Annotated in this window: 17 protein-coding genes; all 17 read left to right on the plus strand. The window is 55.5% G+C overall.

Translation table 11 applies throughout. The features are described 5' to 3' along the window. The first annotated feature begins 159 nt into the window (after window positions 1–159). The gene (locus tag PCAR_RS01240) at window positions 160–843 is read left to right on the plus strand and encodes a hypothetical protein (protein WP_148204271.1); all 684 of its coding nucleotides are present in this window, start codon (window positions 160–162) and stop codon (window positions 841–843) included. Beyond that, window positions 840–1403 (plus strand): type II secretion system protein PulN, encoded by a 564-nt coding sequence (locus PCAR_RS01245; protein ID WP_011339786.1) that lies wholly within the window; start codon window positions 840–842, stop codon window positions 1401–1403. The genes PCAR_RS01240 and PCAR_RS01245 overlap by 4 nt, the downstream gene beginning before the upstream one ends. Next, complete coding sequence (gene pilO, locus PCAR_RS01250) at window positions 1400–1969, plus strand: type 4a pilus biogenesis protein PilO (RefSeq protein WP_011339787.1); 570 nt, start codon at window positions 1400–1402, stop codon at window positions 1967–1969. Before PCAR_RS01245 ends, pilO begins: the two co-directional genes overlap by 4 nt. Beyond that, window positions 1966–2622 carry a hypothetical protein gene (locus tag PCAR_RS01255; protein WP_011339788.1) on the plus strand — a complete coding sequence of 219 codons (657 nt, stop codon included), beginning with the start codon at window positions 1966–1968 and terminating at the stop codon, window positions 2620–2622. The genes pilO and PCAR_RS01255 overlap by 4 nt, the downstream gene beginning before the upstream one ends. Then, window positions 2619–4991 carry a tetratricopeptide repeat protein gene (locus PCAR_RS01260; protein WP_158447389.1) on the plus strand — a complete coding sequence of 791 codons (2373 nt, stop codon included), beginning with the start codon at window positions 2619–2621 and terminating at the stop codon, window positions 4989–4991. Before PCAR_RS01255 ends, PCAR_RS01260 begins: the two co-directional genes overlap by 4 nt. 5 nt (window positions 4992–4996) lie before the next feature. Then, complete coding sequence (locus tag PCAR_RS01265; RefSeq protein ID WP_011339790.1) at window positions 4997–5482, plus strand: type II secretion system protein; 486 nt, start codon at window positions 4997–4999, stop codon at window positions 5480–5482. A gap of 34 nt (window positions 5483–5516) precedes the next feature. After that, window positions 5517–5870, plus strand: a complete 354-nt coding sequence (locus PCAR_RS01270) for a general secretion pathway protein GspG (protein WP_245523302.1) — start codon at window positions 5517–5519, stop codon at window positions 5868–5870. Between the two features lie 100 nt (window positions 5871–5970). Next, window positions 5971–6132: a hypothetical protein gene (locus PCAR_RS18225; protein WP_245523303.1), complete on the plus strand. Its 162-nt coding sequence runs from the start codon at window positions 5971–5973 to the stop codon at window positions 6130–6132. 308 nt (window positions 6133–6440) lie between these two features. After that, entirely contained in the window at window positions 6441–9374 is a 2934-nt protein-coding gene (locus PCAR_RS01275; RefSeq protein ID WP_011339792.1) for an ATP-binding protein, read from the plus strand. 72 nt (window positions 9375–9446) lie between these two features. Next, window positions 9447–9749, plus strand: a complete 303-nt coding sequence (locus tag PCAR_RS01280; RefSeq protein WP_011339793.1) for a hypothetical protein — start codon at window positions 9447–9449, stop codon at window positions 9747–9749. Between the two features lie 176 nt (window positions 9750–9925). Further along, on the plus strand, window positions 9926–11572 hold the full coding sequence (locus PCAR_RS01285; protein ID WP_011339794.1) for a YadA-like family protein: 1647 nt from the start codon (window positions 9926–9928) through the stop codon (window positions 11570–11572). A 482-nt stretch (window positions 11573–12054) separates the two neighbouring features. Further along, window positions 12055–12630, plus strand: a complete 576-nt coding sequence (locus PCAR_RS01290; protein ID WP_011339795.1) for an NfeD family protein — start codon at window positions 12055–12057, stop codon at window positions 12628–12630. Between the two features lie 15 nt (window positions 12631–12645). Further along, entirely contained in the window at window positions 12646–14205 is a 1560-nt protein-coding gene (locus tag PCAR_RS01295; protein WP_011339796.1) for a flotillin family protein, read from the plus strand. 528 nt (window positions 14206–14733) lie between these two features. Further along, window positions 14734–16989, plus strand: coding sequence for an inorganic phosphate transporter (locus PCAR_RS01300; protein WP_011339797.1), 2256 nt, complete (start codon window positions 14734–14736; stop codon window positions 16987–16989). A 333-nt stretch (window positions 16990–17322) separates the two neighbouring features. Next, complete coding sequence (locus PCAR_RS01305) at window positions 17323–18657, plus strand: NRAMP family divalent metal transporter (protein WP_148204272.1); 1335 nt, start codon at window positions 17323–17325, stop codon at window positions 18655–18657. A gap of 192 nt (window positions 18658–18849) precedes the next feature. Next, the gene (locus PCAR_RS01310) at window positions 18850–20574 is read left to right on the plus strand and encodes a CBS domain-containing protein (RefSeq protein ID WP_041531205.1); all 1725 of its coding nucleotides are present in this window, start codon (window positions 18850–18852) and stop codon (window positions 20572–20574) included. Between the two features lie 660 nt (window positions 20575–21234). Beyond that, entirely contained in the window at window positions 21235–22260 is a 1026-nt protein-coding gene (locus PCAR_RS01315) for an ABC transporter substrate-binding protein (protein WP_041531471.1), read from the plus strand. Window positions 22261–22279: the final 19 nt, after the last annotated feature.

Consider the following 22279-nt stretch of genomic DNA (forward strand, 5'->3'; position numbering starts at 1 on the left):
CAGACACAAATTATTGGCTGGCAAAGTCGTTCGTGGCCGTCGGTTTGTCTGAAACCGGATTACCAGAGGCTTAACATCCTGGAGGAAGACTCCTTTGTAAATACCGTTCGCGAAACTCTGAGATCCCTCGGGATAATAAATGGCCGGGTTGCTCTATCTTTGAGCGATGCGGTTGGCAAAATAGTGATCACGGATCTCAACGAACCGCTTAAAAGGGGCCGTGACGGGATCAATCTACTTAAATGGCAGGTGCGGGAGCATCTTTTGCTCGATCCGGAAGAGATCCGCCTTGACTTTCAGGTGCTTGGCACGGAACCGGGAGGCAAAACCCGGGTATTGGTTGCTGCGGCCGCCAAAGAGGTGCTGGATCAGTATGAAAACCTGCTGGCTGCAGCTGGTGCGATCCCTGCTCTAGTATTGTTCGACTCCTTGAACCTGATGCATTTTTATCATTCCAAGAGGATCTTGACCTGCGATCATCTGTTGGTTGCGTGGACCTCTACGACTCTGAGTCTGCAATTGATCGGTAACGGTCAGCTTCAGGCTTGCCGTTTCCGGCCAGCTCCGGCTAGTGAAAAGAAGCTGTATCAGGAAGTAAGCTGCACTTTGGCTAAATGGGAACAGACTTGGCCTGAAGCTGCTACCGTACCAGCATATCTGCATGATTTGTCGCGCACATCCATTTGGAGGGAGGGGCTGGAAGGCGCATTGGGCCGGTCGGCGCAGACACCGCCGCCGCAACTCCTGTTCTTAGCGCCCGGCCTGGAGGATAGTCCAAGTTCGACATCAGATTTTTACGCTGCCAGCGGCTGCGCGGAGAGGCTTTTTGGAGTATTGCCGTGAAAACGACCCTGAATCTGGCTGTTCGCCATAACCTGGTGTGGCATCTTTCGGTGACCATCGCCCGCTGGTTGTTGCCGCTGTTGGGTTGCTGGCTCATCTATCTGTTGGTCAGTCAGGGTATGGTTTTGCATCGGTGGCAAAACCTTGAAAAGGAACGAGTCGCGTTGACAGCTAAGGTCCGGTCCGAATATCCAGCGGCATCCAGACCCGTTTCGGCTGAAGCAATCAAACGCCAGGAAGATGAAATGGCCTTTGTTAACACTCTTGCTGCCAAGGATCGCTTTTCTTGGACCGAACTACTCGGACGATTAGAAAAAGCCTTGACTCAAGGGATTACCTTGACAGGGATTGAACCGAATACTCAGGTGGGTTCTCTGCAGATAACCGGATTGGCGGAAAACGTGGGTACTTTGCAGAAGTATCTGACCAGTCATCTGCATACCGAATCTCTGTCGGACATTTACCTTCTGCGGCAGGAGTTTCGGAAGATCAAAGTTCAGGGCGGTCAGGAGCAATCCGTGGTTGCTTTTCGCATTGAAATCAAAAAGGCTTTCCGATGACCGCGAGGAATAAGATCATTATTGGCTATATCTTAAAATGTCCGTCGGTCCTGGGGGTGGTGTTGCTGGTCTGCTTGAACTTCGGCCTGACCCTGTGGGGAACCTTGGTGTTGTCCCCTGAAATCGACCTGTTGGAAGCAGATATTTGTCGTCAAACGAAGGTTCTCGAAACTCGGAGTCTGCCGGAAAGTGCTGATGGCTCGAAAGAAGCAGCTTACGCCCGGAATGCAAGAGACCTGCGGGCGTTTCATTCCGCCATTCCTGACCAGACCGAATTGCCGGCCCTGATCGAAGAGCTGTTCAGTTACGCAGCGAAACTGAATATTTCCATTGAGCGGGTCACCTATCACCCCTACGTGTTGGAGGGACATGGTCTCTTGCAATACGATCTGAATTTTCAGCTGGAGGGAAGTTACGACCAGATCAAGCATATGATTTTTTTGCTGGAAAATTCCCACAGGATTATCGCCATCAACAAGTTGGGGTTTCACAGGCGTGCTGCCGGTTCGGGAAATGTCGTTTTGGGGCTGGATCTTGAAACCTATTTCGGCAGAGAGGTACCATGATGAACAATAAAAAATTGGTTCTGCTGATACTGTTCGGTCTCGTTATCTCCATGGTTTACGCATATAAATACACTCCGCATCAGAAACGTTTGTCTTGCTCGATCGCAGATGTGCGCCAAACGAAACGATTGGCAAAGAACAAGTCGACTCCTTTTGATGCACCAACCCTGTCGATGCTGAAGGAGGCGCCGCATTATCCCGGATATCATGTCGACCTGTTTCGACCCCTTTTCGACAGCACACCTACGCCTAATCCGGTACTCAAAAAACCGGCGCCGCCTTCAAATGGGCCCCCTCTTCCCCGCTTGCTCCCACCTCCTATCCCTCAGGAAGCGTTTGAGCCGCCGGAACTCCCGGTGGCCAAGAAACTGGCTCATTTCATCTATTTGGGACAGGTTTGCGAAGTGGGAAAGCGCGCAATTTTCTTGAAGGGAAATGGGAGAATCTTCGTGGTACGGTCGGGGGAGAATTTCGGTGAGAAACAGGAGTTCCGCTTGGCACAGGTGACGGATAAAGAAATCAGGATTGCCATGGGGAAAGGGGGAGATCTCATTTGTATCCCCCTTGAGGAAAAGAAGGCCCTGACGGCCAGCTCTGCATGGGACTATCCGTCGTCCCCTCTCCCGAACCCACTCGGGGGAGAAACCTTGTGACGAACTGGAATGAAAGGATTTACTGCCAGATGAAGCTCTCCTTTTTTTGGCTTCTGAGTCTCGTCATCGTTTTACTTTTCTGCCTCTCTGGTTGCGCCGCCAAAGCTTTTCGCGATGGCAATATGGCTCTTCAGGGGGGGGATTACGACGAGGCGGTGGCAGATTTCCAACATGCAGCGGAAAAACGTCCGGAAAAGCATGAATACCGGATGTATCTGCAAAGAGCGAAAATCCAGACGGCCCTGTTTCACCTTCACCAGGGTAGACAATTCCGGGTAGAAGGCGATCTTGATAGGGCCTTGCAGGAATTCCAGCTGGCGTTAATTTTCGATCCCAGCCTTGAAGCGGCAGTCCAGGAATCTCTTGCCATCCAAAAGGCTCAGCAAGGCGACAAAGCATATAAGCAAGCTGAAGTTCTGTTTAGAAACGGGGAGTTTGATAAGGCTCGGTCATTGCTGCTCAAGCTTCTTGAAGCAGACCCCGGAAATCTCCAAGCTAAAACTCTGACGGAGAAACTGGATGAACGGTTAACGATTTCGGGCCACCGCTTGAAACACCTGTTCAATAGTTCCAAACCGGTATCTCTGGAATTCAAGCAAACCGATATTCGCGAAGTGTTCGAGATTTTTTCCCAACTGGCGGGAATAAATTTTGTTCTTGACGAAGATATTCCTATGGAAATGATCGATCTGGAATTGAAAGACAGCTCTCTGCTGCAGGGCCTTGAGCTTTTGCTTAATATTTACAAACTTCATGCAAAACCGCTGAACGATAAATCCGTGCTTATTTATCCGAACTCGACTGATAAAACCAGGCAATATGACGACTATAAGATTAAAACATATTACCTCTCCCATATTTCGGCAAAGCATGCAGTTAACCTTCTTCGGACGATGCTGAAGATAAACAACCTATTCGTCCACGAGGAGCGCAATGCATTAGTATTTCGCGAGCGCCCAGAGGTCATCCAACTGGCGGAACAGATCCTCGACGCCAATGACCGGGCCGATTCGGAGGTACTTTTCGAACTGGAACTGATCGAGGTCAGCCATTCGGACAATTGGAAGTTCGGACCGTCCCTGAATCCCAATTCCGTCAGCCTAGGTCTGGCCAAAGGTGGTAACATCGTCGCATCTGGCCTGAGCGCTGGTGATGCAACCACCAATCTTGTCCAATCCTTCAGCAGTTTGGAAAGTGTCTACACCCTGCCGACTGTGGTGTTTGACCTCCAGAAAACCCTGGTCGATTCCGAAATCCTCGCGACACCGAGGATACGGGTGAAAAACCGGGAAAAAGCCAATGTTCACGTCGGTAATCGGGAACCGGTGATCACCGTTACGACGACCGGGGAAACCTCGACAGACAATATCCAATACGTCGATGTCGGGGTAAAATTGGATATCGAACCAAAGATTCAGCTCGATGACACGGTGGTTACCAATTTGAGCTTGGAGGTAAGTGGTGTTACTGAAAAAAACACCACTGCCAACGGTTCGTTGGCTCTCAGTATCAGCACGACCAAAGCCCAGACCACTCTGACTTTGAAGAACGGCGAACGGACGGTAATCGGTGGGCTGATTCGGGACGATAGTACCAAAACCCGTAAAATCATCCCTCTACTCGGGGATCTGCCGCTGATCGGGCGTCTGTTCACCAACCACAACAAAGACAAAAAAAAGCGGGAAATCCTCTTGTCCATCACCCCTCACATTCTGCAGAACGTCGATCTTCCGGACCGGACGTTGACCGATATCTGGTCTGGAAGCGAGGAAGAGTTAAAGACGGCAGCGAATTTCGCCTCTTTCCAAATACCTGTGGAGCCTGTTGCAGAGGAATCCTCGGGACAGACAATGGTAAGGGAGCTAAACAATCCTCTTGACGAGCCCTCAGGAAACGGGGCGGAGCAGACCCTCACCCAGGAGGAGTCGATCGTTGAACCTCCTTCTCCAGCTGTTTCCACAACCGGTCAAATGCGCTTTTTATTGACAGCGCCCCCAACAATCGCCGTTGGCGAAACCTTTGAAGTGCTTATTGACATCACGGATGCTTCGGACCTGTACAGCGCTTCTATGAACCTATCCTGCAACGATAACCAGATGGAGGTGATGGAAATAATTCAAGGAGGGTTTTTCGAAAAGGAAGCCCATTTTTCTTCCCGGCGAGACCCAGAAAACAGGGGCTATGTCATCGACTTCCGTCTCCCTGAAAGCCAGGTGGGGGCTTCGGGTGATCGCAATCTGGCTAAACTCTTTTGTAAAGCAATAAATACCGGAGATGTATTACTTCGCGTTGCAGGCCAGAACCTTCGAGACAGCCAAGGAAGAATGATCGCGATACCAGCCCAGGAAATTATTATCAACATCGAGTAGTTATTATGTCTATGGAAAATTGTCGTAATCAAAAAGGCATGACTTTAATGGAATTGGTCGTCGCCACGGCTATTTTGGCTATTCTTGCTTCGGCGGTCCTGCCCTTGAGTCAGGGCGCTGTGAGACGCTCTCGGGAGCTTGAACTGCGCCGCAATCTGCGAATCCTTCGCTCGGCTATCGATGACTATAAAATGGATTTTGATCGAGCGGTAGAAGAGAAGAAAATCATACCATCCCTTACCGAAACCGGTTATCCAAAAAGTCTGGAGGTGCTTGTGGAGGGAAAGGATTGGAAAGGTCTCTATCCCTATAAGCGTAAATATCTGCGGCGGATTCCCAAAGATCCTTTTGACGAATACGGGGAGGGCTGGGGTTTGCGTTCTTATCGCGAAGACCCTGAATCGACCATTTATGGCGGCGAGGATGTTTATGACCTTTATTCACAGAGCATTAAAACGGCCTTGGACGGAACTCTTTACAAAGATTGGTAGACCCAAGACGGCTGGTTTTTCGCTGATCGAACTCATGATCGTAATGAGCATTATGGCCATTCTGGCCGCAATCGCCAATCCTGTCTATCAAAGACACCTTATCAAGGCCCGCGAGGCGGTTCTGGCGGAAGATCTGTACCAGATGCGGCAGGCCATCGACAAGTTTTTTGCAGACAAACTGCGTTATCCGGACAATCTGCGTGAACTGGTCACGGCCAAGTACCTGCGCAGCGTGCCCAAGGATCCCTTCACCAAATCCGCCGAAAGCTGGAAGCTTAGTGCCCCGGAACCTGACCAAGGGGAGGCGCCTCCGCGCGGCAGCGTTTTCGACGTGACCAGCGGCAGCGATCTGATCGGTTTGAACGGAGTGCCCTATCGGGATTGGTGAAAACACTATCTCTCCTTTCTTTTTCCCGTAAGCAACGCCCACATGACCACCCGCTAGATGCGCCACCACTGCAAACTCGATGCAGAGGGGCGAGCAGTAAATGGAAATGGTCACCGACCGCCTCGGCTATTCCGCCCGCACCTATACGCGCATCCTCAAAGTGGCTCACACCATCGCCGATCTGGCCGGCGAAGAGCATATCCTGCAGCCGCACCTGGCCGAGGCGATTCAGTACCGCAGTCTGGATCGCAAGAGCCTGTGATGTGTTTAGGTTGAAGGGGCACTCGACATGAGAAAAGGGCTCCTCCTACCCGGATATGCGCAGGGTATTCAAGATGTTGCGTCGTGGCGTGTTACCCAAAACCGGACCAAAAAATAAGTATGTATTTATGTAGGACGGTGTTACTGTTGTCTTGATTCTGGAGTCGGTCGGACTATCCTTGCTTCGGCCAGTACCGTCCGACAGACTTCAGCGTGTCGATGTAGTGTGGGGTGCCGATGTTTGCTGTGGACCGTTTTGGCGCGATTGTGGCGGGCATGCACCCCTTGTTGCCATAATCAGGATGGATCATGCGTCAAACTGCGGAATTCAGGTCGCAAGTCAAGCTTGACAAGTTTTACCCGCCCCAGGTCGATACGCCCCGGTTTCTGTGTCGTGATCGACTTGTTGATCGGTTGTTGCGCGAGGGCGGTGCCCGAATACCGGATATTCTTCTCGAAGCGCAGGCGGGGCAGGGGAAAACCACGGTTATCAAACAATTCCTCGATCGCTCCAAAACGGCCTTTGTCTGGTATCAGGTCGGTGCCGAAGACGCTGATCCGGGATTTTTCCTCACCGCTATCGCGACCTGCATCTATGCGCGTTTTCCCGAATGCCCCTCCGCCAAAACGGCACAGATTCTGTCCTGCAGCGACTTCGCCCTTTTCGATCTGCAAAAACGCGTCGATCTGCTGCTAAACGATCTGTGCGCGTGCCTGACCGATGATCTGTACATGGTTTTTGATGACCTGCATTACCTGCTAGATCATGAGTTCAGCCTGGCTTTGCTGAGCCACCTGTTTGAAACAGCTTCCCCCCGATTGCATTTCATCCTTTCCTCACGCGAATGTTTGCCGCTGAACGATGCGCTACTCAGCGACGGTAACCGGCAATGGCTACGGCTCGGAAATCGGGACCTGGCATTTGATGAGACGGAAATCACAGATTTTTTTTACCGGATTCATCACCTTGATGTTCCCTCCGATACGATCAGAACGGTCGCGCGCACCACGGACGGTTGGGTTATGGGGATATCCCTGCTCGGGCTGCAGTTGGCCCAGCAGGAAGGGGCGGCTGGCTTTCCAGCTCTGGTCAATTGCCGTGGCGAAGGAACCCGGGCGATCCTTGACTATTTCCGCCGGGAGATTTTTGCTCCTTTGCCGCAGCGCTTGCACCGACCGCTGCTGGTTCTTTCCCTGCTGGAAGAGATCCCCGTTGCGTTGGCGGTGGAACTCACCGGGGAGGTTGAGATCGGCGTCGATTTTTGCGAGCTTGCCCGGAGCAATGTTTTTCTCCGTCCGCTCGATCCGGATCGCACGGAGTTCGGTCTGCACCACCTGTTTCAGCAATTTTTGCGGGAGAGGGCGACAGTGGCATTAAGTCCCCAGGCCATTCGCAGGATATACCAACGCGCCGGGCAGTTCTGTCTTAAGCGTGAGGATATCGCGCAAGCCCTGCGTTACCTGCTGCAAGCCGGGGATTATGCAGCCGTTGAATCTGCTCTTCAGGATTACGGTATGGACTTTTTGGCGACCAATCAGACTGCCACTCTGGCCGCGATTCTGCAGCAGATTCCGCAGGCTGACCTCTCGGGCCAGGGTTGGTCCTGCTTCTATCTGGCGCTGGCTTATATGGATTCCGCGCCGTCGCTGGCCCTGCCGCTGCTCAAACAAGCTCTGGTGATTTTTATCGCCCGTCAAAATGATCTCGGCGAATTGCTGGGCCTGGCCCATATGATCTCCATTCACATTACCACTACCGGGCATTACCGGGAGGGTGAGGAAATGTTGTTCCGGGCCGAACAGTTGTTTGCCCGGGTGGGCGGGGGACTCGACGTTGCCATGACCATCCTTGTCGCCCGCAGCCTGGCCATGGGCTACTGCATATTCCTGGCGGATGTCGATGAGGCGACCCGCTTCGCCTCCCTTGCCCTGAGCCTGGCCCGGCAGGAACAGCTGGCCAATTTCGAAGCGGCCATGCTGATGGTCATGGGGTATATACACATTTTCGCGGGGCATACTGTCCTCGCCCGCATGTACATGGAGCAGGCCGCTCCCTGTGTGCAGCGTGCCGAAGTCGGAGCGTTTAACAGCCTGTCCATTCGCATGATGCTGTTCAACTTCCTGTATATCGAAGGCGATTTCGCCAACTATTTCGAACAAAAAAACCAGCTGGTCGAGGTTCTCGGCAACGCCATGTTCTCTCAGTCGATCGCCGCTCCTTTCTGTACCATCTGGGAGATGGATATCGCCATCAACCAGGGACGCTTTACCGACGCCCTGGCCCTGGCCAATCAGGCTTTGGGGCAACAGCCGCCGCTGAGTCCGCATTTGCGCAGTCAGGTCTTGCAGCTCCAATCCGTGGTGCTTGGTCTGCTCGATCAACCCGATCGTGCCTGGCGGGCCGCCGAGCAGTCGCAGCAATTGCGGGAACTGTCGGGCGGGCGCTATTTTGTCACATTGAATCAATTGATGGTCGGTCTGAGCTGTTTCCATTGCGGCCGCCCCGTCCCGGCGCTGCAACGTCTTAGTGACGGGATTGAGGCCGCGCGGCAGATGCCGACCGAATATCTGCAGGCCTGCGGTCTTTTGCACCGTGCGGCGGTCTACCTGGCGCTCGGCGAGCAAACGCTGGCCGGGCAGGATATCGCCCAGGGGCTGGGATTGATGCGCCGCAATGCTTACCGGCATTTCTGGGGATGGGCCCCGGCGGCTATGCAGAAAATCCTGAGCTTCGCCGTCGCGCATCGGATCGAAACCGATTATGCAAGGGAGTTGGCCGCCGAGCGTCTCGGCATAGCCCTGTCGGAGGATGGTAGCGCCATCGCGCTGCTCGATATCCGCACCCTCGGCGGGCTCCATATCCTGCTTGAGGGCAAGCCTTTGCTTGCGGCCGAGGCTTTAACCCCGCTGCAGCGTGAATTGTTGTGTCTGCTGGTTTCCGCGCCGAAGTGTAAAATGCCGCAGGGGATCCTGCAGCTTCATTTCTGGCCCGACAGTTCCGTCGATGCCGCCCGCATGAAGTTTGACACCCTGGTTTCGCGGTTGCGCAAAACCATGACGCAGGTGTTGCCGGATAACACCGCCCATCGTTATCTGAAAAGGGAAAAAGGCATGCTGTGGCTGGCCCATTGCCGGGTTGATGCCCACGATTTTTTAACCGCGGTCAATCGTGGGTTGCGGCATGCTTGCCGACAGGAGTCGTGGCAAGCTGGCAATGCTTTTACCACCGCCCGGTCGCTGTAGCGAGGCGGGTTCGCACCGGACATTGCCGGTGAACATCAGATCCGCGCATTTCGGGAAAACCTGGCCGCCGCCATGACCCAATGGACCTTCAGCTGGACGGCGTTGCTGGTCGCCGCGCAGCGCCTGCCACAAGCCATTCGGGTCGCTCGGCAAGCCTTGCAGAACGATCCCCTCAATGATCGCCTGTGCGGTCTGCTTTACCGGTTGCAGGGGCAAAGCTCCGCGGTGCAGGCCCGGCAGGTATTAACCCGCTTTGCCGAGGTGCTTCGTAGCGAGGGCTATTGCGAGGAGGAAGTCGCCGAATTAATCGCCGGGATCACGACCGAGCCCTGCCCTGAGCATCGTACGCTTTCCTCGTTGTCCCTCCGACTCTAAAACCCGCGCCCGTTATGTCCTTATGGATTATTTTGGCAAAATTTAAGAAATATAGCCTTTGCTTCCCCTGTTTGTCAGTAAATTGTCAGGATCGAGTTGTACAGTGTGACCTTCTGTTGAATATCAGGGCTGTAACGTCACATCTAATTACGTACATTCGGTCTAAGGAGGCAAGCATGCGGCAGTCAAAACGTATCGGGTTATATCGGTGGACACGGTGGGGCGCCAGGGCGCGCACGCTGGTGGTCGGGGTGTTGGTTGTAACCTTTGTCGGTTTCGGTTCGATTGCCTGGGGGTTGCAGTACGACCAGCCTCTGGATCTATCTGACGATGCCGATGATGGCACCGCCTTGGGGACTTCTCTTAGTAACGTGGCTCTGGGTTCCTATAGCGTGGCTACCGGTGCGGTGAGTACCGCCACCGGTTATCATAGTCAGTCCACCGGTTTGAACAGCGCCGCCTACGGCGGATGGAGCGTGGCCAGTGGTGACTACAGCACCGCGATAGGCGAGCGCAGCAGCGCCAGCGGCAAAAACAGTACCGCAGTTGGCCGGGATTCCCGCGCCAGCGGCGAAAACAGTACCGCAGTTGGCCGGTATAGCCGCGCAAGCGGCGCAAACAGTACCGCAGTTGGCGAGTCCAGCACTGCCAGCGGTGGCGAGAGTACCGCAGTTGGCGAGAACAGCACTGCCAGCGGTTACGACAGTACCGCAGTTGGCCGGAGTAGCAAGGCTAGCGGTTATGACAGTACTGCTCTTGGCGAGGCCAGCATTGCCAGCGGTGACTATAGCTTGGCGACGGGTCAATACAGTCGTGCCCTTGGTGCAGAGAGCACCGCCCTAGGCGAGAACAGCACTGCCTCTGGCGTACGCAGTGTCGCCCTGGGGCAAGGCTCCGAGGCAACTGAAGCCTATACCGTGTCGGTCGGGACAAGTACCTATCAGCGTCGCATTGTCAACGTGGCCGATGGTGTGGCCGATAGCGATGCCGCCACCGTCGGGCAAATGAAGGCGGCGGATGCGACGCTGCAGGATCATATCGATGCCGAGGCCGCCGCCCGCGCTGCCGCCGATACCGCCATGCAGACCGATATCGGCGCCTTGCAGGATCAGGCCCTCGGCACCAGCTGGACCGCCGGTTCCAATGATGTGGCCGCCAGCGCCAGCGGTAGCGGTTCCACCGCTCTGGGCAGCGGCGCTTCGGCCCGAACCCGCGATACCGCCATCGGTTCCAATGCTACCGTCAGTGCCGACGGCAGCGTGGCATTGGGGGCGGATACGACGGTGGCCTCGGAGAACAGCGTGGCGGTGGGGGCCGACTCCTCGGTGGCGGCCGGTGCCGCAGGCGGGGTGGCTCTGGGTCAGAACGCCAGCGTCGCCAGCGGTGCCACCGGCAGTGTGGCGATAGGACAGGATTCGGTGGCTGACGAGGCCGATACCGTGTCGGTCGGCTCCAGCGGCAACGAGCGGCGGGTGACCAACGTCGCCGATGGCGTTAATGCCACCGATGCGGTCAACGTTCAGCAACTTCAGCAGTTCTCGGCCTCCACCAGCGGTGCGATCAACCGTTTGGATAGTCGTATCGATAACCTGAGCCGTGATGCTTTTTCCGGGATTGCCGCCGTGGCCGCGATCGCGGGCATCCCGGCGCCGGCGCAGGGCAAACGCACCTCGCTGGGGATCGGCTATGGTAACTACAAGGGAGAGAATGCCATAGCCGTCGGATTCAAATCCGATATTACCGACAATATCCGTATCACTACCGCCATAGCCCATTCCAACAGCGATGTAACGACCAGTGCCGGTGTCGGCTGGAGTTGGTGAAAAGCTCCATGACGAGAACAGGAGGCAGGGTGCGGCCCTGCCAGCACTGCTGTTGGCCGGTTTGTTTGGTGATCACCGTTTAAGCCGCCGATCATGCGAGTGGCTCCGGTGTCGTTGTTGTCGCTGATCGCCCCGGTTCATCGGCCCGTAGCATGGCCATCCGGTTTATCTGCACCAAATATCCTACCCAAGTGGCGCACACGTCCTGCTTTTTCGCAGGGCGTGTGCGCCTGTTTTTTTCCGAACATTCTTCTCCTCCTCTGATCTCACCATAGCGCGCCGCGGTGTTTCTTCTGCGTGTCGTTATGCGCGGTCTCCCCTGTTTTAAAATTGGCTGGACAGTTAATGCAATATTTGTTAATTTTTGCTAGCTAATTATTTTAAATAAATATCATGGGTTCGCCTTGACGGAGCTTGTGCGGTTGCGATGCACCGGTATGGATTTTCACGTAGGGTTGCCGGGGTGTCCGAAGGAGGATGGCATGACCAATGCCTTTGCCGGTCTGAACGGTTTTGAAATATTTTTCCTGCTTTGCGCCATCATCGGCAGTTTTTTTCTGGTTGTGCGTATGGTGATGCAGTTTGTCGGAGCCGACATCGATGCAGATACCGATTTCGACGTGGATATCGATGCCGATCATGTCGATTCGGATGTCGGGTTCAAACTGTTGTCGTTGCAGAGCCTTACCGCGTTTTTGATGATGTTCGGCCTGGTGGGGCTGGCGCTTTATCGCCAGAATGGAGTCTGTTTTGGCGGGTCCATAGTGGGGGCCTGCCTTGCCGGTTTAATTTCCGTCTGGGTGATCGGGAGATTGTTCGCATGGTTTGATCGTCTGCAGTCCAGCGGTACCCTGCAGACGTCCATGGCGATCGGTTGCAAAGGCAGCGTCTATCTTACTATTCCTGCCGGCGGAACCGGTCGGGTGACCATTGATTTCCACAATCACCTGCGCGAGTTTGATGCTGTAGCGGACGATGACGGTGAAATTTCCACGGGAACTCCTGTCGAAGTGGTGCAGGTTAATGCCCATGTTTTGGTTGTCAAACCTATTGGCTGAATAAGGAGTCATTCCATGGTGTTCGATTTCTGGCTGTTGCCGGTTGTTGCTTTTTTATTCCTGGTCGTGTCGACCATCATTTTTCTGGCTTCACGCTACAAACGCTGCCCATCGGATAATATCCTGGTGATTTACGGTAAGGTCGGTGCGGGGCAATCGGCCCGTTGTATCCATGGCGGCGGGACCATGGTCTGGCCTCTGATACAGGATTACGCGTACCTGAGCTTGACGCCGATGACCATTAATATCCCTTTGCAGAAGGCGCTCTCGATGCAGAATATCCGCATCAATGTGCCGTCGACTTTTACGGTAGGGATCAGCACTGAATCGCAGATCATGACAGCCGCTGCGGAGCGCCTGTTACATCTCGGACAACATCAGATCGAGGAGATGGCCAAGGAAATCATCTTCGGCCAGTTGCGCTTGACCGTCGCCTCCTTGACCATCGAACAGATTAATCAGGATCGTGAGCGGTTCCTTGAGTCGATCCGTAAGAATGTCGCTCCTGAGCTGAACAAGATCGGTCTTTACCTGATCAACGTTAACATTACCGACATTACGGATGAGTCCGGGTATATCGACTCCATTGGTAAGAAAGCCGCTGCCGAGGCCATTAACCAGGCCAAGGTTGATGTGGCCGAGCAGGAAAAAACGGGCGCGATTGGCGAAGCCGAGGCGGTTCGGGAAAAGGAGATCCGGGTAGCGGAAAATGTAGCCGGTTCGGAAAAGGGTAAAAAACAGGCCGAAGCGGATCAGCGGGTGTTTGTGCAGCAACAGGAAGCCAATGCTCGGGTTGGTGAGGCGGCTGCCGATCGCCAGAAAGAGATAGGCGTCGCCGAGAATCTGGCCGAAGCCGAAAAAGGTAAAAAGCGTGCCCAGGCCGACCAGCGGGTTTACGTGCAGCAACAGGAAGCGACCGCTGTTGAAGGGGAAAATAAATCCAAAGCCGATATCGCCAACTATAATGCCGAACTGGCGGTCAAACAGGCCGCCGCCATGCAACTCGGCGAAGTAGCCAGGCGTGAAGCCGAGGTAGAGATTCAGAAGGCCCAGGCCAAAGCTGAGCAGGAGCGCTTGGTAGCCGCCGAAGTGGTGCGTCAGGAAATCGATAAACGCAAGGTGGAGATCGCCGCCGAGGCCGAAGCCGAAAAAACGCGTCGCGAAGCCAAAGGGGCCGCCGATGCGATCCTGCTCAAGTACCAGGCCGAGGCTGAAGGGGTGCGGAAAGTTCTGGAGAGCAAGGCGTTCGGCTATCTCGAGTTGGTCAAGGGGTGTAACGGTGACGCCAAGTCCGCCGCGACTCTTCTGATGACCGAAAAAATTGAGCAGATCGTGCAATTGCAGGTTGAGGCGATCCGCAATATCAAGATCGACAAAGTGACGGTCTGGGACGGTGCAGGGGGCGATAAAACCTCAACAGCCAATTTCCTTTCGGGCCTGGTCAAGAGTTTGCCGCCATTGCACGATGTTGCCGCCATGGCCGGCATCGACCTGCCGCAGTATCTCGGTAATATTGCCGATCCGTCCTCCCAACCACAGCCCGTTTCAGACGGGAATATAAGCCCGGCAAAGTGACAGCCGGGTCGCCTTTGGTGACGATGTCGGTAGCTGGTCGTGAAACCCGCTTGCCAAACGGATGAATTCCATATAAAAAGGGTGCTCTTTTTGGGGCACCCTTTTTATATGGTCCGAACCGGTGCTCTGAAAACAGTTGCGCTCATACCGCTTTGTTCCCTGTTTAATATCTTCATAAGGATAGCCGAAGGGGCAGGGACGGGAGAAAACAGGAAATCGAAATTAATCTGGCGCTAACACGAGCCTAACAATTTCCTGATAAATGAGACGGCGATTTATGCAAACGCTTCATATGCAAACGAAATTTCGCAGATTTCCGTCGGTGAAGCAGACACAGCGCCAGCCGGACAGACCTTCGCGTCTGCCCGGTTTTTTGCGGCAAAAGTAGCCCTGCAAGGGTTTATCTGAGGCCTGCCGGACAGATAAGTGCCAGCACTCCCTTTTCATCCTCTCAGGACTTGGTATGTTTAGGGATAGTTAGCCGGCCGGGCAAAAGTTGGGTCGAAATGGAAAGGACTACGGAGCATTATGAGCAGTGAATTTCTTCTTATCGGGGTCGGAATTCTCGTCACCATCGCGATTTTCGACATCATGGTCGGGGTCAGCAACGATGCGGTAAATTTTCTCAATTCGTCCTTCGGCTCGCGGGTGGCATCGAGAAAAACCATCATGATCATTGCCAGCCTCGGGATCCTGGCCGGGGTGACATTTTCCAGCGGCATGATGGAGGTGGCGCGAAAAGGCATTTTCCATCCGCAGTTCTTTACCATGCCGGAATTGATGACCATCTTTCTGGCGGTCATGATCACCGACATTATTCTGCTCGATCTTTTCAATACCTACGGGCTTCCCACTTCCACCACCGTCTCCGTCGTGTTCGAGCTGCTGGGTGCCGCCGTCGCCATCTCGGTCCTCAAAATCGTGCAGGCCGGCGACAGCCTGATGACGATCGTTCAGTACATCAACTCCGCCAAGGCCATCACCATTATCATGGGGATCCTGTTGTCGGTAGCGGTGTCCTTCGTCTGCGGAGCCGTGGTCCAGTTTCTCACGCGCCTGCTGTTCACCTTCGACTATCAGCAGCGGATCAAGCGTTACGGCGCGCTGTGGGGCGGGGTGGCCATGTCCTCCATCACCTACTTCATTCTGGTCAAGGGTGCCAAGGGCGCGTCCTTCATGTCCAGCCAGAACGTCGCCTGGATCAAATCCCACACGGGCCTGATCCTGTTCGGGATTTTTATCGTTTCCGCGATTATCCTGCAGATGTTGCAGATGCTGAAATTCAACCTGCTCAAGCCGGTGGTGCTGGTCGGTACCTTCGCCCTGGCCATGGCTTTCGCCGCCAATGACCTGGTCAATTTCATCGGCGTACCGCTGGCCGGCCTGCAATCTTACAAGCTGGCCATGGCCTCAGGCGATCCCCTCGGGGCCACCATGGGCGCGCTCAGTGCCAAGGTGCAGTCGCAGACCTCTTTTCTGCTGCTGGCCGGTGCCATCATGATCCTGACCCTGTGGCTGTCTAAAAAGGCCCGCACGGTCACCAAGACCGAACTCAGCCTCAGCCAGCAGGACGAGGGCAGCGAGCGTTTCGAGTCGGTTTTTATCTCCCGGGCCATTGTGCGCCTGGTGCTGGGTGTTTTCGAGACAGTCCGGGTGGTTGTGCCCAAAGGATTGCGGGCGGCTATCAGCCGGCGTCTCGATCCCAGCGCAGCCATGGTGGTTGCCGAAGAAGGCAAAAGACCTTCCTTCGATTTGCTGCGCGCCTCGGTCAACCTGATGGTGGCCAGCGCCGTGGTCTCCTACGCTACCGCCAACAAGCTGCCTCTATCCACCACCTATGTCACCTTTATGGTGGCCATGGGCAGCTCTTTCGCCGATCGGGCCTGGGGCCGCGAAAGCGCCGTCTACCGTGTCACCGGGGTGCTGACCGTGGTCGGAGGCTGGTTCCTGACGGCGATTATCGCCTTTACCTTTGCGGCCTTGTTTGCCACCGTCATGTTTTACGCCAAAGGGTTTGGGGTCGTCCTGCTGGTCTTGCTTGTCGCTTTCCTGATTGTGACCAATCACCGAAAGCATCGCGCCAAGGCGGAAGAGGCGGAAAAAGAAAAGGTTTTCAATCTTAAATCGGTGGAAAATCCGCAGGAAACGATTGAGACGACCTTTGAGCACATGAGCTTTCTGCTCAAGGAAATCCGTGCGTCTCTCGATGCTACCCTGGATGCTATGTTCAGTCAGAACATTGAACGGCTGGGCGTGGAGCGTAAGCGACTGGGCAAGTTTCAGCAGTGGTCCAACATTATCAGCGCCAACGTGTTCAAGGCGATGCGGCTGCTCGATCAGAAAGGCCTGTCCGTATCCCATAAGTACCCACAGGCCGTCAGGCGTCTGCAGAAGCTGACCGACGGCCATCGGGATATCGTGCTGCGTGCCTATACCCACGTCAGCAACCATCATAAGGGGCTGCTGCCGGTGCAGGTCGAAGAGCTGGAGCAGGTCCGTCAGCTGCTGGACGAGATTCTTCTGGAGGTGGAGGGGACCTTCGGTCGCAAACAACCTGCCAATCTGCAGGAGATCGAGGCCAAGGATGCCCGGTTGCGGGCTCTGGCCACCGAACTCAACGCCAGACAGGTGGCGCGCATCAAGGATAGTTCCTCCAAAACCCGCTTGAGCATTTTGTTCTACGCCGTTGTCGGCAATGCCATGATGTTGTCCAAGCAGAACCTGGAACTGCTCGATATCTTCGAGCAATCCTTCGGCGTGGCCGAGGAGAAAGTGGGCGATTAACCGAGATCCGCTCAGCTACCTCTGAATATATGTGACGACAAAGGGCAGCCGATATGGCTGCCCTTTGTGTTTGCAAAGATTTCTCTGGATACAGCGATTGGTACTGGGGCTATTGTTGTTTCCAAAGGGACTTGGTTTTCAGTAGATAAAATGTCGATGTTTGCCTGGAAGGAAATATAAGCAGCGAAGTGTCATGCGGAAAAAATTTTTTTACGGGGCATTGACAAATGTGCCCATTTCCAATATCCCGTTAGCAGTTTTCAAAAACTTGCTGGAAGCTGACATGTTTTATATTGTGGCGCTTTTTTGATGCGCATGCTGAAAGGCGGGGAGATGGCGAACGAACAATATCAGGCAGTATCGGTTGTTGATGGGGTGAATGGTGAAGAATCAAAAACGAGATCCGATACCACAAGCTCTGCCCGATCCAATCTCTGGAAGGCCCTCGGCCCGGGTATCCTTCTGTCTTGCGCGGCCATCGGCGGATCCCACCTGGTCTGGTCGACCCGCGCGGGTGCCGATTTCGGCTGGCGGCTGCTGGGGCTGATCCTGTTAGCCAATTTGCTGAAATTCCCGTTTTTTCTGTACGGGCAGCGTTATACGTCGGCGACCGGCGAAAGTCTGCTCGCCGGCTATCGCCGCCATGGCGTTGTCTTCGTCTGGATCTTCCTGCTGATCAATATTCTCACCGGAACCATCAATATCGCCGGTGTGGCAATGCTCAGCGGGGCCTTGTTTACCGGTTACGGATGGGTCGGGGCGTCCGTACCTCATATCACCATCGGCCTGATAGCCCTCTGCGCCCTGTTGTTGCTGCTGGGGCACTACAAACTTCTCGACTCCATGGCCAAGGTCATTATTATCGTGTTAGCGCTGGGAACCATGGTGGCGGTGGCTTTTGCCGTGCCGGGCAGTCGTATCCTGACGGCGGATATTGTCGCCCCCGATCCCTGGACCTGGACCTCCTTTGCCTTTCTCATCAGTCTGCTCGGTTGGATGCCGGCGCCGGTCGATCTTTCCGCCTGGTCGTCGCTGTGGATCTTCAGCCGGGAGAAACAGACCGGCCACTTTGCCACGGTGAAGGAGACCAGCATCGATTTTTACATCGGCTACGTATCGGCGGTGTTTCTCGCGGTCATGTTTGTCGCCCTCGGCGCTCTGGTGATGTTCGGTTCGGGAGAATCCTTTTCGTCCAGCGGCATCGCGTTTTCCAAACAGTTGGTCAATCTTTACGCCGCCACCATCGGCGATTGGTCACGCCCCCTGATCCTGACGGCGGCCTTTTTCACCATGTTCAGTACCACTCTGACGACCCTGGACGGGTACCCCCGTTCCCTCGCAGCCTGCTGTACCCTGATCGGCGATCTGTCGGCGCATCGGTTTCGGCAGATTCACAATGCCTGGATCCTTCTTTCGGCGGTTGCGGCGTCGTTGGTGGTCCTGTTCTTCGTCAAAAACCTTATTCAGTTTCTGACTTTCGCTGCGGTGGTTTCGTTTGTCACCATGCCGGTGCTTGCCGCCATCAACTACAAAGTCATGACGGGCCCCAACGTGCCCGAAGAGTACCGACCCGGCTTGATTCTCAAGTTCCTCAGTTGGTCCGGCATGCTGTTTTTTGTCATGATGACGGCGGGCTATGTGTATGTAACCTTCTTTCGCGGTGCCTGATCGATGCGCATATGGAGTACAGGGCGCCTCCTGTCCTGTTTTACTTCCCAGAACAGCATTATGCCAGTATACTTGCGCGGAACAATCGAACGCCGCGTTTTACTCTGAACCAAAATCTGCAGGAATATCAGGTATCTGCGGTTGAATTGAGAGTTTTGAACCTTAATCCTGCTGCCAGCATTGATGACAATTATGGATTTTTTTCCTGTTTTTACCGCTTTGTCCTGTATTTTTCTCGGTGCCCTGGTCGGGGGGCGGTTGGCCGCCCTGTGCCATGTCCCGCGGGTGACCGGCTATCTGCTGGCCGGTATGGTGCTGAGTCCGTCCCTGGCCCACCTGCTCGGTTGGCATCCGATATTGAAACCCGAAGCGCTGCATACTCTGGATTTGCTTTCCCAGGTGGCTCTGGGGATGATCCTGCTCAGTATCGGCGGGCAGTTGCGCCCCGAAAACCTGCGCCGCTGGCGACACCGCATCCTGCTGTTTTCCCTGGCGGAAACCGGTTTGACCCTGCTGCTGGTGGGCGGTGCGGCGGTGGTGGTCAATCTGCTGTTTTTGCGCTATGCGGTACCGGGATTGTCGCTGGCGATGACGACCTTTTACCTGGTTGTCTTTCTCGGCATCATCAGCGTGGCCACGGCACCGGCGGCGACCCTGATGGTGGTGCGGGAATGCGAATCGGAAGGGCCTCTTACCCAGGCTACTTTGACCCTGGTGGGGCTCAATAATATTCTGGCCCTGTTCGGTTTCGTGCTGGCGGCTCACTGGCTGGTGAAGCCTTCCGAGGGGATGGCGCCGTTGCTGGGGCAGCTGCTCAGTCCGATATTGGTCGGCGGCGTGGTCGGTCTGTTATTGGCCATATGGGCCGAACGCCTGGACAAAGGCAACGAATTCAAGTTGTTGCTGCTCGGCGGCGTGGTTCTGGTAACGGTCATGTGCCGTTTGCTGCAATGCGATCCGTTGTTGGCGCATCTGGCATTGGGAGCCAGTCTCGCCAATGGCTCGCCACGCTGGCACCGGCTGGCCGCAGCCCTGCAGGAGATCGATTATCCGGTGTATGTGGCGTTTTTCGTTCTTGCCGGCGCCAATCTGCATTTCGAGACCCTGGCGCATATCGGTTTGCTGGGCATCGGATACGTGATTGCGCGCACTGCCGGAAAAATCGGCGGGGCCTGGCTGGGAGCGCGCCTGGGGCGGTTCGGCGAACGCATGCGGCGCTGGACGGGAATGACTCTGCTGGCCCAGGCAGGGGTCGCCATCGGCCTGGCGGACAGTCTGTCCCGGCAATGGCCCGCCGGCGGCGCCATGGTCGAGACCGTCGTACTCGGCTCGGTGGTGATATTCGAGTTGATCGGTCCCCTGGCCGTGCGTCACGGCCTGGTGCGGGCCGGCGAGGTGCCGATTCTGTCGTTGCTGGAAAAACGCGCGCCGGAAGGCGCCTTCGAGGGGTTGCATCATGTGGTGCAGCACTTCCGCTCGTCCCTCGGTATCCCCGCCGGACACCGTCTCAAGGACCCCGGCGATATTCTGGTGCGACACGTGATGCGCCGCAATGTCGAAACCCTGTGCGAAAACACCCCCTTCAACGAATTGCTGCGCCTTATCGCCCACAGCCGCTACGATCGTTTTCCGGTGGTGGACCAGGAAGACCGCTTCGTCGGCATGGTCGATTACTCGGAAATCCGCAGCCTGTTGTTCGAACCCTCCCTGGCGCAGTTGATCGTGGCCAGCGATCTGGTGCATACCGCCCGGGCGCAACTGCATCCCGACCAGTCCTTGCGCGAAGCCCTGGAGGAGGTGCAGCAGCATCCCGATATCAGCTACTTCCCCGTAGTCGATCCGGAGCGCGGTTCCTGCCTGCTCGGTATTCTGAGTCAGAACGACTTGCTGGCCGCGTTTCGTAAACAAGGCAAATAGTCTCTCCATCCCTTCTCCCGGAGCGAAGCTCTGCGCATGTCTTTCCTTTCGTTTCCCCCGGAGACGGAAAAATCCGATTGACATAAAAATATCACTATGACATGATCGTGTCTAAGGCAGGTTGTTGGCGCCACACAATATGCCGCGACCCCTTCCTCCTCCTTGCGCTTATTTCGTCCTCCGTACTACGGACCCAACGAAACCCGCACGATTCCGGTCGTAGAACGGTCAGAAGGGCCGGGCAGGGGGTATCCCCCTTGCACGACCCTTCTGGCCAGGCATTATCCTGTCGACAGCCCGGTTCTGCAGCGAGAATTCCGAACCCGGTTGCCTGACGGGTCGGGGGGCAGCCGCTGGTTGCGTTTATTTCCCTCCCCTCAATGGTAGCGGAGAGCAGAACCATGTTGGCCGATGTGGGCCAAGGCCGGTTCTTTGTCCGATAGGATGGAATTTCAATACCCCGTAGAACTGGCAGGGATGTTTTTCGTCAATGTCGCCGTTAATACCCCTTCTCGGGCTATGACAGCCCAAATTTCCCCACCATAACTTGAAAAACCGCATGGCCTGGCGTGTCCACCGGGTGACTTGCCGATACGACAAGATCGGCCAGGTCATGGCCAGGGAGGCTGGTCGTCCTTGGCGGTTTTGATGAGAAAAAGCATGCTGCGATTTTTTTGCCTGATAGTGGCTTTGCTGCTGACGGTATCCGGGGCGCAAGGGCGCACGATTACCGATATGGCCGGCCGGCAGGTGCAGGTGCCCGATCATATCCATCGGGTGCTCGGTGCGGTGTCGCCGGTAACCTGGATGATCTATGCCCTCGATCCGAGGCTGTTGGCAGGGATCAACTCGGCTTTGTCCCATGAAGATTGGGACTATCTGGACCCTTATGTGAAGGCTTTGCCGGTGATGGGCGGGTTTGGCGGGACGCGGGGGGTTAACCGGGAGACGCTGCTGGCTTTGCGGCCTGACGTGGTGATTTTCTGGGGGTGGAACCGGGCGGCGGTGAATCGACGTTTGGCGCAACAGTTGGAGGGATGGGGTGTCCCGGTGGTTTTCGTGGATCTGGATCGCTTTGATCGGTATGGGGCCGCATTGCGGTTTCTGGGCGATTTGCTGGACAGAGAGGAGCGCGCCGAGCAACTGGCGGCATATGGCGAACGGGCGCTGGCCGCCGTGTGTGCAGCGACGGCGGATATCCCTGATGACGAGCGGGCGCGAGTCTATTATGCCGAAGGGATGGACGGCCTGGAGACGGAACCGCAGGATTCCTTTCATGCCGAGTTGATTCCCCTTGCGGGCGGCAGCAATGTCCATCGGGGCACGTTGAAGCATTACCGCGGGCGCGACAAGCTCAGTCTGGAGCAGGTATTGCTCTACGATCCCGAGGTGATACTGGTACAGGAAAATGTTTTTTTCGAAGCGGTAAAAACCGACGCGCGCTGGCAAAAAGTGCAGGCGGTCCGCGACGGCAGGGTCTGGCTTGTTCCGGATATGCCTGCCAACTGGTTCGACCGGCCGCCATCGTTCATGCGGTATCTGGGCTTGCAGTGGTTGGCCCATCAACTCTATCCAAAGCGCTTTCCTTTGGATCTGAAGACGGAAACGAGGGAGTTCTACAAACGGTTTCTGGGAACAGCACCGGATGACGAGCAGCTGAAAAAAATTCTGGGTTCAGCGGGATAGCCGAGGCGGTTTGTCCGCC

This window comes from Syntrophotalea carbinolica DSM 2380, from assembly GCF_000012885.1.
Taxonomy (GTDB): Bacteria; Desulfobacterota; Desulfuromonadia; order Desulfuromonadales; family Syntrophotaleaceae; genus Syntrophotalea; species Syntrophotalea carbinolica.

Coding starts and splice junctions, on each gene's coding strand:
- PCAR_RS18225 (WP_245523303.1), top strand. CDS start 5,971: ATGGAAATGGTCACCGACCGCCTCGGCTATTCCGCCCGCACCTATACG.
- PCAR_RS01285 (WP_011339794.1), top strand. CDS start 9,926: ATGCGGCAGTCAAAACGTATCGGGTTATATCGGTGGACACGGTGGGGC.
- PCAR_RS01290 (WP_011339795.1), top strand. CDS start 12,055: ATGACCAATGCCTTTGCCGGTCTGAACGGTTTTGAAATATTTTTCCTG.
- PCAR_RS01295 (WP_011339796.1), top strand. CDS start 12,646: ATGGTGTTCGATTTCTGGCTGTTGCCGGTTGTTGCTTTTTTATTCCTG.
- PCAR_RS01310 (WP_041531205.1), top strand. CDS start 18,850: ATGGATTTTTTTCCTGTTTTTACCGCTTTGTCCTGTATTTTTCTCGGT.
- PCAR_RS01255 (WP_011339788.1), top strand. CDS start 1,966: ATGATGAACAATAAAAAATTGGTTCTGCTGATACTGTTCGGTCTCGTT.
- PCAR_RS01275 (WP_011339792.1), top strand. CDS start 6,441: ATGCGTCAAACTGCGGAATTCAGGTCGCAAGTCAAGCTTGACAAGTTT.
- PCAR_RS01305 (WP_148204272.1), top strand. CDS start 17,323: ATGGCGAACGAACAATATCAGGCAGTATCGGTTGTTGATGGGGTGAAT.
- pilO (WP_011339787.1), top strand. CDS start 1,400: ATGACCGCGAGGAATAAGATCATTATTGGCTATATCTTAAAATGTCCG.
- PCAR_RS01270 (WP_245523302.1), top strand. CDS start 5,517: ATGATCGTAATGAGCATTATGGCCATTCTGGCCGCAATCGCCAATCCT.
- PCAR_RS01315 (WP_041531471.1), top strand. CDS start 21,235: ATGCTGCGATTTTTTTGCCTGATAGTGGCTTTGCTGCTGACGGTATCC.
- PCAR_RS01300 (WP_011339797.1), top strand. CDS start 14,734: ATGAGCAGTGAATTTCTTCTTATCGGGGTCGGAATTCTCGTCACCATC.
- PCAR_RS01265 (WP_011339790.1), top strand. CDS start 4,997: ATGTCTATGGAAAATTGTCGTAATCAAAAAGGCATGACTTTAATGGAA.
- PCAR_RS01280 (WP_011339793.1), top strand. CDS start 9,447: ATGACCCAATGGACCTTCAGCTGGACGGCGTTGCTGGTCGCCGCGCAG.